The sequence below is a fragment of the Selenomonas sp. AB3002 genome (assembly GCF_000702545.1).
Classification (GTDB): domain Bacteria; phylum Bacillota; class Negativicutes; order Selenomonadales; family Selenomonadaceae; genus Selenomonas_B; species Selenomonas_B ruminantium_A.
Genome location: NZ_JNIO01000002.1, coordinates 536,985 through 550,976, shown reverse-complemented (window position 1 = coordinate 550,976; position 13,992 = coordinate 536,985). Strand labels below are relative to the sequence as shown.

12 protein-coding genes are annotated in these 13,992 nt (G+C 49.3%); all 12 read left to right on the top strand.

The features are described 5' to 3' along the window. The first annotated feature begins 7 nt into the window (after positions 1–7). The 12 genes from flgK (at position 8) to P159_RS0102800 (ending at position 13,746) form a co-directional block, all read left to right on the top strand. Positions 8–1,861, top strand: coding sequence for a flagellar hook-associated protein FlgK (gene flgK, locus P159_RS0102855; RefSeq protein WP_029541232.1), 1,854 nt, complete (start codon positions 8–10; stop codon positions 1,859–1,861). 41 nt (positions 1,862–1,902) lie between these two features. Then, positions 1,903–3,276, top strand: coding sequence for a flagellar hook-associated protein FlgL (gene flgL, locus P159_RS0102850; RefSeq protein WP_029541230.1), 1,374 nt, complete (start codon positions 1,903–1,905; stop codon positions 3,274–3,276). Positions 3,277–3,328: 52 nt separating this feature from the next. Beyond that, positions 3,329–3,907 (top strand): DUF6470 family protein, encoded by a 579-nt coding sequence (locus tag P159_RS0102845; protein WP_029541229.1) that lies wholly within the window; start codon positions 3,329–3,331, stop codon positions 3,905–3,907. 25 nt (positions 3,908–3,932) lie between these two features. Further along, positions 3,933–4,373, top strand: coding sequence for a flagellar assembly protein FliW (fliW, locus tag P159_RS0102840; RefSeq protein WP_029541227.1), 441 nt, complete (start codon positions 3,933–3,935; stop codon positions 4,371–4,373). Between the two features lie 138 nt (positions 4,374–4,511). After that, the gene (gene csrA / locus P159_RS0102835) at positions 4,512–4,745 is read left to right on the top strand and encodes a carbon storage regulator CsrA (RefSeq protein ID WP_029541225.1); all 234 of its coding nucleotides are present in this window, start codon (positions 4,512–4,514) and stop codon (positions 4,743–4,745) included. Positions 4,746–4,854: 109 nt separating this feature from the next. Beyond that, complete coding sequence (locus P159_RS0102830) at positions 4,855–5,289, top strand: flagellar protein FlaG (protein WP_029541223.1); 435 nt, start codon at positions 4,855–4,857, stop codon at positions 5,287–5,289. Between the two features lie 13 nt (positions 5,290–5,302). Continuing rightward, on the top strand, positions 5,303–7,210 hold the full coding sequence (gene fliD / locus P159_RS0102825) for a flagellar filament capping protein FliD (RefSeq protein WP_029541222.1): 1,908 nt from the start codon (positions 5,303–5,305) through the stop codon (positions 7,208–7,210). 188 nt (positions 7,211–7,398) lie between these two features. Further along, positions 7,399–7,812: a flagellar export chaperone FliS gene (gene fliS / locus P159_RS0102820; RefSeq protein WP_029541219.1), complete on the top strand. Its 414-nt coding sequence runs from the start codon at positions 7,399–7,401 to the stop codon at positions 7,810–7,812. Then, entirely contained in the window at positions 7,802–8,155 is a 354-nt protein-coding gene (locus P159_RS0102815) for a flagellar protein FliT (protein ID WP_029541218.1), read from the top strand. The genes fliS and P159_RS0102815 overlap by 11 nt, the downstream gene beginning before the upstream one ends. A gap of 364 nt (positions 8,156–8,519) precedes the next feature. Beyond that, positions 8,520–10,061 (top strand): flagellin, encoded by a 1,542-nt coding sequence (locus P159_RS0102810; protein ID WP_029541216.1) that lies wholly within the window; start codon positions 8,520–8,522, stop codon positions 10,059–10,061. Between the two features lie 290 nt (positions 10,062–10,351). Next, entirely contained in the window at positions 10,352–11,914 is a 1,563-nt protein-coding gene (locus P159_RS0102805; protein ID WP_029541213.1) for a flagellin, read from the top strand. 290 nt (positions 11,915–12,204) lie between these two features. After that, positions 12,205–13,746, top strand: a complete 1,542-nt coding sequence (locus P159_RS0102800) for a flagellin (protein WP_029541210.1) — start codon at positions 12,205–12,207, stop codon at positions 13,744–13,746. Positions 13,747–13,992: the final 246 nt, after the last annotated feature.

Genomic DNA, 13,992 nt, shown 5'->3' with positions numbered 1-13,992 from the left:
GATGACGATGCGTTCAACCTTTGCAGGCCTCAATACTCTGGTACGGGGCATCAATGCCAACCAGCTTTCTGAGAACACGGTTGGCCACAATATCTCCAATGCCAATACAGAAGGATATTCCCGCCAGAGCGTAAATCTCGCAGCCGTAGATGCCCGTAAGGAAGCGTCCCTCTACGGCAATGTGCTGGTAGGACAAGGTGTGGATTCCACATCTCTGACCCGCGCCAGGGATGTTTATGCGGACAGGCAGTACTGGAGCGAGAACTCCACCAGCGCCTATTATACGTCCCGGCAGAAGGAATATGACAAGATAGAGTCGATTTTCAATGATACTACACTGGAGAACATCCAGAACTCCATTCAGGATTTTTACAAGGCCTGGTCCTCTCTCTCAGCCAACGCCAGTGATTCTTCCACTCGCATTACAGTGGTGGAAAAGGGCAAGGTTTTCGCAGACCGCATCCATACGGCAGCCCAGAAGATGCAGGAGCAGATAGATGCCAACTACAAGGATATGGAACTCAATATCACTAGGATCAATGATTATACTGACCAGATAGTGCAGCTAAACAAGAGCATCATGAGCACAGAAGCCACTGGCGGTATGGCCAATGATTTGCGTGATCAGCGGGATCTCTTGATAGACAAGCTTTCCAGCTTTGTCAACGTAAATATATATGAAGATAGCAATGGCATGTACAGCGTGGTGTCAAACGGCGTATCCCTGGTGAATGGAGTAAACAAGCTTACCCTTGAGCTTTCCGACCCCATTGCCAATGACACTTATGGCATCAATGATTATACAGTTCTGTTGAAGGAGTCGGGCATAGCCTATCAGCCTACCAACGGCACATTGAAGGCCCAGATGGATCAGATAGAGGAAGACAAGGCCTATATCGATTATCTGGCCAAGATGTCAGCCTTCATGCTCACTACCTTCAACCATCAGCATCAGCAGGGCATAGGCATTGACAGTGCTGCCTGCACCGCCACCTATGGCACAGAGGATTTTGATGATACGTCTCCGACTTATGGTGAGATTACTGATTCTGGCAACAAGGTAGTAACGGCGGCGGGTACGGATCTTACTGGCACTTCCGGTGTCAACTTCTATGGGGCAGCCGATGTGATATACACTTGGGATGAAGCGACCCAGACTGTGACAGCCACCAAATACAGTGCAGGCTGGCATATGGTGGTTTCCACCTATGAAAAAGAAGAGGCCGGGCTTATAAATTATTACAGCAAGGCTACTGTGAAAGAAAACACGGGCAGTACCCAAACCGCGGAAACTTTGAAGGCTATTGACATAATTAAAGCTTTGGAACTTAACGCCCAGCTTACCGCAGAGAACGGGCAGAATCTGGTGGCCGCACGCACTTGGGGCACTACCACTACCAGTGTTGATCCCACTACTCATGTGGCAACGGATCTTGGAACTCATGTAGCGGAAGCCAATGGTTCCGGTGATGGCACCAATGCGGTGGATCTCAGCACATTGTTTAATATGAATCAGGAAAACACACAAATAGATTTTATCGCCAAGCAGTTCACCGGCAATCAGCAGACCGGCACGGACAGGCGCTCTATGGGCACCATTTCCCTGGAAGCCTATTACAATCAGCGCATGACTGCTCTGGGCAGCGATGCTGAGACAATGGATTCCAAGGTGAAGGCTCAGAACGAAGTGCTGGTGCAGGTGGAAGAATGGCGCGAGTCCGTATCCGGGGTAAACTGGAACGAAGAACTTACTAATATGATCATGTTCCAGCAGGGCTACAGCGCCTGCTCTAGATGCCTCACCACTATGGATGAGATGCTGGATAAGCTTATTAATGGCACCGGCACAGTCGGCAGGTAATATAGCATAAGCCGTAGCAACCGAAAGGACAGGTGGAAGCAATGCGTGTAAGCAGTACTCAGATGATAGGCCGCTACCAGAAGCAGCTTAACGATAGCTACGAAGACCAGGCAAAGCTCATGGAACAGTCCGATGGCAGCAGGCTGCACCGTCCTTCGGATGATTCCGTCAACTATTCAAAGTTCCTACGCTATCAGAATACCGATACGGAGAACGACCAGTTCCAGAATAACGTGAAGACAGGTATTTCCTGGATGAAGACAGCCGATTCGGCTATGGCCAATATGAAAGACCTACTGACCACCATCCATGAAAAAACCGTCCAAGCGGCTACCGATACCAACGATACATCCAATATCCAGGCCATAGGCAAGGACGTGCTGGCCAAAGTGAGAGAACTCGTTTCCTTGGGCAATACCCAGCAGGGCGACCGCTATATGTTTGCTGGACAGAGCGATTTGACCCAGCCCTTTACCATTACTAGTGCCAAAGTGGAGCGTGGACTTACCAAGACACTAGATGACCCGCAGAAGGCATTTTTCTCCACAATAGCAGACTCTAAAGGTAATACGGTGGCGGACAGCAAGGGAAATATGACCCAGATGTTGGTACTCAACGGCGATGACGGCAACACTTACTATCTCAGCACTACCACAGGCAAGGTTTATACCCGTGAATTTATGGATGAGGGATATAAGAGAAAAGTAGGTAATGGTCAGACTCAGGTAATGGATGGAGACGAGGTGGACACTCTTGACAATACAGAATGGAGTGCTTCTACTGATGTGTCAATATATTTCGATAAAAATGGCCAGAGAAGGAAAGACCCAGTAACCAAAGAGAATGTTCCATTTGGCAAAGAAATTGAGGTAAATGGCAATACGGTTAAGTTGGAATTTGCCACCATCGAGCAGTACGTGGTGGAATACACCGGTGATGACAAAAAAATCTCCATGGTCAAGCGTAACGGCACCACCGATCCCACTGCTGATACAGTCAATGTTACAGGACAGGATCTCTTTGGCTCCGATATTTTCGACAATGAAAATTCCGGCAACCAGGTGAATGGTTCTTCTGGTGGTACTGCCGCTCTCAATGATCTCTTGCAGGTTATCGCTAAGATGGAAGCAGGGGATGTGATATGGCTTTCCTCGGATGGACTTACCGCCACGGACAAAGCTCATGTGCAGGTAGTGGAGGCAGAGACCTCTGCTGCTGCCCGCCAGAATGTCTACGACAGCGTTTCCACTATGCTTGACAAGCAGAACGAGACCATCACCGAGGACATCAGCAACTGCAGTGATGCGGACGTGGCGAAGCTGGCCATCGACCTTATGACTATGCAGACTATCTATAATATGTCGCTTTCTGTAGGTTCCAGGATCCTGCCTCAGTCCTTGGCTGATTATCTGTAAAAATATGAGTAACTAAGCAGGAATTTCCCAAAGGAAGGGGGAATAAAAAGGTATGTTGCGATTGAATATCCGTCAGACCTACACACAGATAGGAATTCGCACGCAACCGTCCACACTCGCAACGCATTACAAACCGGCCGAAGCCCACACGGAGTATGTGGCGCCCAGGTCGAACATGGGGATTACTCAGCCAAAGCTTGATATCAACAGCTATCCCAGCCGCCACTCATACGGTCATAGCACCTGCGATGACCTGACCAAGGCGGCTGGGCAGCGTGGCTTACAGGACTTGCAGGCGGCCATCAAGCGCCACAATCACGAAGGCCTGGCCATGGCCAACAGTGGCGCCAAGCGCGGCCATGACGAGATAGCCGCTCAGGCCAAGCAGCACATCGCCCAGGAAATCAGCAAGAGGCGCATCATAGTGGCTCAGCACATACCAAATCCCGAGATTCATTACACACCAGGCCAGCTGGTGGGAACACCTGATCCGGGCAAGTATGACTGGACGGTGGATGCTGATTACAAGGCAGATGTGAACTTTACTCCTGCCAAGGCTGAGACCTATATTGCGCAGCAGGGAAGCGTGCGGCAGTGGGTCACCGAGGGAAAATATGATATCTATGCTTGATTCTTCATTTTAATGGAGGCGCACTATGAGAAAAGTCGATACCCTGCGTTTTGGAACTATTGAGATTGAGGAAGAGAAGATCACCCATTTCTCCCATGGCATACCTGCCTTTGAGGAGGAAAAGGAATTTGTCATCATTCCCTATGACAGTGAAAGTCCATATCTGTTCATGCAGTCGCTTTCTACTCCGGATCTGGCCTTCCTCATCACCATGCCCTTCTTGTTCTTCCCGGACTATGAGTTTGAGTTGGACGATGCCACGCAAAAGGAGCTGGGCATCAAGGATCAGGAAGAGATGCTCATCTATGTGATCATCACCATTCCCCAGGGCAGGATTGAGGACATGACCGCCAATCTCACGGCTCCGGTGGTTCTCAACAAGAAGACCATGCAGGCCAAGCAGGTAGTGCTGGAGAAAGGCGGTTACACCACCAAGCACAGACTGTTCCCCGAAAAGAAAAAGTAAAACTAGAAGATGCAGCTTTGTAGCAGAACATGCCTCCACCGCTTGCGGGGGAGGGGGACCGCCGAAGGCGGTGGAAGGGGGGCTTCGAGAGCCAACTTTCATCGTTTTGCTATATCACACTAAGGAGGCTACTAGTATATGTTAGTTCTTACACGCAAACCGAGACAGCAGATTATGATAGGTGATGACGTTGTCATCAATGTGGTAGAAGTGCAGGGCGAGAATGTCCGACTGGCCATCGATGCGCCGCGTGAGATCAAGATTTACCGCGGGGAAATCTACCGTGCCATCCAGGAGGAAAACCAGAAGGCAGCTACTCCGGTGCCCAAGAATCTGGATTTCAGCGCAGTGATGCCGCCGCGTGAATCCTAAGGGATTATTTATTTTTCTGCGGAGGTTCCGCTATGCAGGGAGGCCGTCCAAGCGGCAAGATTAATCTGAAGGTTAGGGACAACTTTTATTATCTATGGAGGGATAAAACATGATTGGGAAAGTCAATGATATGGTATCCGGTGCGGTGGTAATCGGTTCCATGACCCAGGACTATGCTGCTGGGACGGCAGCGCAGCGCCAACAGGATCAAGGCGGCGCATCAGCGGCTCCTGTAGATGAACTGCAGAAGGCTAAGCAAGAAGAAGGCATGAATGTACAGGAAACTGTAGAGGCCAATGCCCAGAAGAAAGAGGAACCCAAAGATGAAGATATGCAGGAGATGATCAAGGAGCTCAACGAGCTAATGAGCCGCATCAACTGCAATCTGGAATTCAGCTATCACAAAGAAGTGAACGTCATGTCCGTCAAGATGATTGACAAGTCCACCCATGAAGTCATCAAGGAACTTCCTCCGGAAGAGATGATTGACAACATGATTCAGGCCAAGGACTGGATAGGAGCGTTCCTCGACAAGAATGCCTGAGGAGGTGTGACTCATGAGTGCAACAGGTATCTATGGTCTCTCAGGCTCCGGCATCGATGTCGACTCCATGGTAAAAGTCGGCATGCTGACCAAGCAAAATGAGTATGACCGCATGTACAAAAAGGAAGTCCGGCAGGAGTGGACGAAGGAAGCCTACGCCAACCTCTACTCAGACCTCACCACCTTCACCACCTCTACCATGTCGAAGTACAAGATGTCTGCGACTTTGAATCCCCAGACGGTGAGTTCCAGCAACTCTGCAGCTGCCACCGCCACGGCAAACGCCGATGCGGCGGCTATGACACACTATGTGGATGTCCAGAGCATGTCCTCAAATGCTTATCTGCTGACAGGCAATGAGGGCATTGAACGTCTTGATGGCGATGATAAGAAGGGCAGCCTTTATCTTAAGGATATAGTAGATATCACAAATATGGATCGCGACGGTCTTAGTTTCACCGTCAGCGATGGTCAGAAGGATGCCACCATTACCATCACCAAGGAAGAGCTGGGTAGACAGACTCTCAATGACCTGGTTTCTGCTTTCAACGGCGCGGGATTGGGGCTTAAGGCGAGTTACGATGCTACCAACGACTCTTTCACTTTATACAATAACACCGGTGGCAAGGAAAATGGCATCTATATGAAGTCTAATGATGGCTATTCGAAGCAGTTGCTAAATAGCCTGAATCTGCACACGGTGAGTGTGAATGCCGAAGGTGAAAGTTCTCTTAGTGGCAATGCCCTGACCTTCGATGGCTATGCGGGTGGACCTACGACGGAAACTGAAGATGTGGCAATAGGTGGAAATATCGGCTACAATGCAGAGAAAAACACCTATACAGGGGTCAACGTAAACGGTACCACAGGCGATATCGTCATAGGCACGGATGGCAGTACATTCACATTTAAGGCAGGCGAAAAGAGTTATAGCGGCACTTACAGTGGGGATATATCCACGGGGATGGCATTTAACCTTGACTTTGGCAGCTCTGTCAATGGCGACAAGATGGAAGATGTGTCTTACACATTTACCTTGAAGCAGAATGGTGACAAGTATCAGCCTGAGCCTGAGACCGGCACTAAGACCATTACGTCACATAAGCTTAGTGGCGCAGCGGGGGAAGATGCCACTGTCGTGATTGATGGCAAGGAGTACAAAACTAATACTAATAAGTTGACTGTCAGCAATGTTACCTATACTTTCGCAGGTACTGGCAAGTCCACCATGACTGTTTCTCAGGATACTGAGAAAGTCGTTGAAAATGTCAAGGCTTTTGTAGATGACTACAACAAGCTATTGGACAAGCTCAATGATATGTACAATGAGCAGAAGTACTCCGACTACGATGTGCTCACCGAGTCCCAGAAGAAGGGCATGACGGAGGAGCAGATTGAGAAGTGGGAGGAAAAGGCCAAGAGCGGGCTCATGCACCGCAATGAGTATGTGGGCAGGCTTATCAGCGACCTGCGCGAGGCCATCTACACCCCAGTGGAATCTGTAGACGGCAAGTACAAGACTATGATGTCCCTGGGGATAGAGTCCAAGACTGATAGAGGTCATCTGAAGATTGACGAGGACAAGCTGAGGAAAGTCATCGCGGAAGACCCGGACATCGTTTATCAGATGATGGGCAATCTGGACAAGGATGATGACTACAGCAAGAATGGCGTAGTCCAGCGCGTCAGCGATGTGGCCAATAAGGCCATGAAGTCCATCAAGTCCTACGCCGGCACTTCCACGGAAGTGGCAGACGGCAGCTCCCTGGGCAAGCTGATTCAGGACATGCAGCAGAAGATGAGCAATTTCAAGGTCATGATGAATGCCTTTGAAAGCGCCCTGTATAAGAGATACGACAAGATGGAGTCCGCCATCCAGAAACTTGGCATGCAGCTGGGGTATATCACTGGCGGACAGTAAGGTGGAAATTAGAGATGCAGTGAGGGATGACAAAAGCCTCCCCCGTTTACGGGGGAGGGGGACCGGCGTAGCCGGTGGAAGGGGGCTTCGAAGCCGCAATGCGACCCCTATTCCCCCTTCCGTCAGCCTTTGGCTGCCACCTCCCCCGCAGGCGGGGGAGGCTGTAATAACAAGATGGGGAGGATACTATGGTAAATGCAGCTGAAGCCTATCGCAGGCAGCAGATCATGACCGCAACGCCGGAGGCGTTGACACTTATGCTTTACAACGGGTGCCTGAAGTTTATCAACGAAGGCACCGAAGCAATTGAACGCAAGGACTATGAACAGGCAAATATCTCGCTGCAGAAAGCGCAGAATATCATCTCCGAGTTCCGCATCACTTTGAACATGGATTACGAGATATCTCATCAGCTTATGCCCCTGTACAACTACTGCTATGACAGACTGGTAGAGGGCAACCTCAAGAATGACACCAAGCAGATAGGGGAGGCCAAGGATATCATCACAGAGCTGAGGGATGCCTGGGCACAGGCCATGAAGAAAGCCCGCCAGGAAAAGCAGCCCCAGAAGGCAGCCGGAGGCGCAGGCTATGTCGGGTGAGCAGGAAGTGCAGGCCAAAAGGGATTGGGAGCTTTATAGGACGCTCACCCATGAGCTGATAAAGTTCATGGACAAGGAAGATATAGAAGAATTCCTCCAGCTGGTGGACCAGCGGGAGGTACTGGTGGACCGCATGAAGGAAAACCCTGCCTGCGATGCTTATCGTGATACTCCGGAGTGCCAGGCTCTCATTGAGGAAGTGGTGCCCCTGGACCGCCAGATCATGTATAAGGCTAAGTCCTGGCTCAATAAGAGTCGCCGCCAAAACGCCGCTGTCCGCTCCTACGACCTGACGGCTCCAAAGTTCGGTGTGGTGGGGAATATACTGAACAAGAAGATGTAAGACAAAGCCTTCCCCTTGAGGGGAAGGTGGCAGCCCAAGGGGCTGACGGATGAGGTGGGATTTTTCTCATGTTGCATAATGATATAAGAATGGCTTCACCTCATCCCTCCCTGCGGGTAACCATCTCTTCACGGGATGGCAATAAAAAAATCTAAAAAACTTCAAAAACACTTAAGTAAATCGGAAATCCTCCGATAATATAAGTGTAAGGCAAAGGTAATAAACTAAACACAGCCAAGAAAAAGGTAAGCTAGCAACCTCTCCTTGTTGTGCGCAGGTTTATTATATAATTTTGGCAAAAACGGTCACGGATGGCCGTTTGCAGATAGTTTATTGTTACTAAACAATCAGGGAGGAAAATATCATGGCAATGGTAGTAAAGAACAACATGTCGGCAATCAATACTCTGAACACCTTGAACCAGAACAGCTCGGCTCTGTCCAAGAGCTTGGCTAAGGTTTCTTCCGGCATGAAGATTAACGGCGCAGCTGATGATGCATCCGGGTACGCAATATCCGAGCGCATGAGAGTCCAGATTCGTGGTCTCGACCAGGCAAACGCCAACACCCAGAACGGCAGTTCTATGATGAAGACCGCTGAAGGTGCTGTAAGCTCCACTGTTGACATCCTCAAGACGTTGAAGGAAAAAGTCATCAGCGCAGCCAACGATGATAAGACCGATGCAGACCGCCAAGCTATCCAGAAAGAGCTTGACCAGTCCATCGACCAGATTAACGACAATGCAAACATCACCTACAACGGCAAGTATCTGGTAGACGGCAGCCACAACAACAAGATTGACACTGCTACCACCACTTCTTTCACCAACCAGTCCCTTAACGAGAGTACCAAGGGGAGCACCGAGTTCACCGCTATGACTGACCGCAATGGCAACAGCTTGAACATTCAGTCTGATGATACGGTGTCCATCTCCTTCGTGAAGCAGGGCAAGACCTATACAACTTCTCTCCAGGCTTCTAGTGCAAATATGCAGAGCTTGATTCAGGAAGCCAACTTGGCATCGTTCAAGCAGCAACTGGTTGAGAAGGGGTATGACTTCTCCAATTCTACTGTTAAGAGCGATTGGGCTTCACTGACTACTGCCTACAAGTCTAATGTTAGTGCTTATATTACTGAATTGAACAAGGCCGATACTCAGGCTACTCCAACCGGTAAGATTAGTGCTATTAACAATGCAATCTCCACTAAGAAGGAGAGTGCTATGTCGGCCACCTTTGGTACGCTTACTCTTAAGGCGTCCATAGATTACAACGTTGGTAATGACACTATTATTGGTAAGGATACTGCAGGTGACACCGTTTACACGGCAGACCGTAGCAATGGTATCACTATTCGTGCAGCAGCGACTGGCGTTTCTGCTCAGGTCTCTGGTATTACTCTTAGTGTCAGCAACACCAAGGGTGCAGTCCAGAAGAGCGTCAACGCAGCTCTGGATAACTTCTCTGAGACTATCCGTGCTCAGAATGTTTCCAAGGACAATGCCATCACCTTGCAGGTGGGCACCAAAGCCAACCAGTCCATCCGCGTAGGTCTCACCGATATGCGTGCTGAGGCTCTCGGCCTCCAGAGCAGCAACGGTGAAACCCTGAACGTTTCTACTCAGAAGAACGCCAACGCAGCTATCAACGTGCTGGACAACGCTATCCAGAAGGCTCTCGATCAGCAGACCACCATCGGCGCTATCGAGTCCCGCCTCGAATACACCAGCACCAACCTGACGACTTCCAGCCAGAACGTCCAGGCATCCGAGTCCACCATCCGCGACGCAGATATGGCCAAGGAAATGACGAACTACACGAAGAACAACGTTCTTCTGCAGGCCGCTCAGTCCATGCTGGCCCAGGCCAACCAGAGCAGCAGTTCGGTTCTGTCCCTGCTCCAGTAAGACCATATCGCTTAGGCGAAGTGTTACCATTAACTATGAATCCCCCTCCTTCGGGAGGGGGATTTTTTGATGTTGAAAAAATTTTTTAAAAAAAGCTTAAGAAAATCCCAAAATCTACGATAAATAGGTATAAGCCAAGATAATGAGCCGTCCAGATTCACCTGTCAGGTCAGCTAGCAGCCAGACAGTGGGTCTATTCGGTTTATTATATAAGAGTTTGGCAAAGACGGTCACGGAAGGCCGTTTGCAGATAGTTTATTGTTACTAAACACTCAGGGAGGAATATTATCATGGCAATGGTAGTAAAGAACAACATGTCGGCAATCAACACTCTGAATACCTTGAACACCAACAGCACGGCTCTCAGCAAGAGCCTGGCAAAGGTATCTTCCGGCATGAAAATCAACGGCGCAGCTGACGATGCATCCGGGTACGCAATATCCGAGCGTATGAGAGTCCAGATCCGTGGTCTCGACCAGGCTAACGCCAACACCCAGAACGGCAGTTCTATGATGAAGACCGCTGAAGGTGCTGTAAGCTCCACTGTTGACATCCTCAAGACGTTGAAGGAAAAAGTCATCAGCGCAGCCAACGATGATAAGACCGATGCAGACCGTCAGGCCATCCAGAAAGAGCTTGACCAGTCCATCGACCAGATCAACGACAATGCCAACATCACCTACAACGGCAAGTATCTGGTAGACGGCTCTCACAACAACAAGATTGATACCGCCACCACTACTTCCTTTACTAACCAGTCTCTGAACGAGAGCACTAAGGGAAGCACCCAGTTCACCGCCATGACTGACCGTAATGGCAACAGCCTGAACATCCAGTCTGATGACACGGTGTCCATCTCGTTCGTGAAGCAGGGCAAGACTTACACAACTTCTCTCCAGGCTTCTGGTGCCAATATGCAGAGCCTGATTCAGGAAGCTAACTTGGCATCGTTCAAGCAGCAACTGATTGAGAAGGGGTATGACTTCTCCAATTCTTCGGTTATTTCTGCTTGGGAGACAACGGCTTCCAACTATAAGACGGCTGTTTCGACGTATGTATCGAATTTGAATTTGGCGGACTCTCAGGCTACGCCGGCAAATAAGATTTCTGCAATTAACAGTGCTATCAATGCAACTACTGGCGGTAAGGCCTCTGCTATGAGTGCAACCTTTACTATCGGTGGTTCGTCTGTTGCCCTCAAGGCATCCATTGACTATAATATCGGTAATGACACTATTATTGGTAAGGATACTGCAGGTGACACCGTTTACACGGCAGATCGTAGCAATGGTATCACTGTTCGTGCAGCGGCGACCGGTGTTTCTGCTCAGATTTCTGGCATTACCCTCAGTGTCAGCAACACCAAGGGCGCCGTCCAGAAGAGTGTCAACGCAGCTTTGGATAACTTCTCCGAGACCATCCGTGCTCAGAATGTTTCCAAGGATAACGCCATCACTCTGCAGGTAGGCACCAAGGCCAACCAGTCCATCCGTGTGGGTCTCACTGATATGCGCGCTGAGGCATTGGGACTGCAGAGTAGCAACGGTGAAACCTTGAACGTTTCTACCCAGAAGAATGCAAACGCTGCTATCAACGTGCTGGATAATGCTATCCAGAAAGCTCTGGATCAGCAGACCACTATCGGTGCTATCGAGTCTCGTCTTGAGTATACCAGCACCAACCTGACGACTTCCAGCCAGAACGTCCAGGCATCCGAGTCCACCATCCGCGACGCAGATATGGCCAAGGAAATGACGAACTACACGAAGAACAACGTTCTTCTGCAGGCCGCTCAGTCCATGCTGGCCCAGGCCAACCAGAGCAGCAGTTCGGTTCTGTCCCTGCTCCAGTAAGACCATATCGCTTAGGCGAAGTGTTACCATTAACTATAAATCCCCCTCCTTCGGGAGGGGGATTTTTTGATGGTAAAAAAATTTTTTCAAAAAAGCTTAAGAAAATCCCAAAATCTACGATAAATAGGTATAAGCCAAGATAATGAGCCGTCCAGATTCACCTGTCAGGTCGGCTAGTAGCCAGACAGTGGGTCTATTCGGTTTATTATATAAGAGTTTGGCAAAGACGGTCACGGAAGGCCGTTTGCAGATAGTTTATTGTTACTAAACACTCAGGGAGGAATATTATCATGGCAATGGTAGTAAAGAACAACATGTCGGCAATCAACACTCTGAATACCTTGAACACCAATAGCTCGGCTCTTTCCAAGAGTCTGGCAAAGGTATCTTCCGGCATGAAGATTAACGGCGCAGCTGATGACGCATCCGGGTACGCAATATCCGAGCGCATGAGAGTCCAGATCCGTGGCCTCGACCAGGCTAACGCCAACACCCAGAACGGCAGTTCTATGATGAAGACCGCTGAAGGTGCTGTAAGCTCCACTGTTGACATCCTCAAGACGTTGAAGGAAAAAGTCATCAGCGCAGCCAACGATGATAAGACTGATGCAGACCGTCAGGCTATCCAGAAAGAGCTTGACCAGTCCATCGACCAGATCAACGACAATGCCAACATCACCTACAACGGCAAGTATCTGGTAGACGGCTCTCACAACAACAAGATTGATACCGCCACCACTACTTCCTTTACTAACCAGTCTCTGAACGAGAGCACTAAGGGAAGCACCCAGTTCACCGCCATGACTGACCGTAATGGCAACAGCCTGAACATCCAGTCTGATGACACGGTGTCCATCTCGTTCGTGAAGCAGGGCAAGACTTACACAACTTCTCTCCAGGCTTCTGGTGCCAATATGCAGAGCCTGATTCAGGAAGCTAACCTGGCATCGTTCAAGCAACAACTGATTGAGAAGGGGTATGACTTCTCCAATTCTACTGTCAAGAGTGATTGGGCTTCACTGACTACTGCCTACAAGTCTAATGTTAGTGCTTATGTTGCTGAATTGAACAAGGCTGATACTCAGGCTACTCCGACCGGTAAGATTAGTGCTATTAACAATGCAATCTCCACTAAGAAGGAGAGTGCTATGTCGGCCACCTTTGGTACACTTACTCTTAAGGCATCCATAGATTACAACATTGGTAATGACACTATCATTGGTAAGGATACTGCAGGTGACACTGTTTACACGGCAGACCGCAGCAATGGTATCACTGTTCGCGCGGCAACGACCGGTGTTTCCGCTCAGGTTTCAGGCATTACCCTTAGTGTCAGCAACACCAAGGGGGCAGTACAGAAGAGTGTGAACGCAGCTTTGGATAACTTCTCTGAGACTATTCGCGCTCAGAACGTGTCCAAGGACAATGCCATCACCTTGCAGGTAGGCACCAAGGCTAACCAGTCCATCCGTGTGGGCTTGACTGATATGCGTGCTGAGGCTTTGGGATTGCAGAGCAGCAACGGTGAAACCTTAAACGTTTCTACCCAGAAGAATGCAAACGCTGCTATCAATGTGCTGGACAATGCTATCCAGAAAGCTCTGGATCAGCAGACCACCATCGGCGCTATCGAGTCCCGTCTCGAATACACCAGCACCAACTTGACGACTTCCAGTCAGAACGTCCAGGCTTCCGAATCCACTATCCGCGACGCAGATATGGCCAAGGAAATGACGAACTACACCAGGAACAACGTCCTGTTGCAGGCAGCTCAGTCCATGCTGGCCCAGGCCAACCAGAGCAGTTCTTCGGTCCTGTCTCTGCTCCAGTAATTAAACATCGCGTCAACGTAAAGTTGCCATTAACTGTGAATCCCCCTCCTTTGGGAGGGGGATTTAGTGTTGCATCCATATAAAATAAAACGAAAAATTATGATATTTACAGCGACGACTATATATGGATAGTTTCAAGTAAAGAACATTATGATGATTGATAGTTCCGCTTCAGTGGGGGGCTTAAATTATTTTAATCTATAAAGGTTTTTTACATCAACTGTCGAATGTAGTAAGAGGATGTAA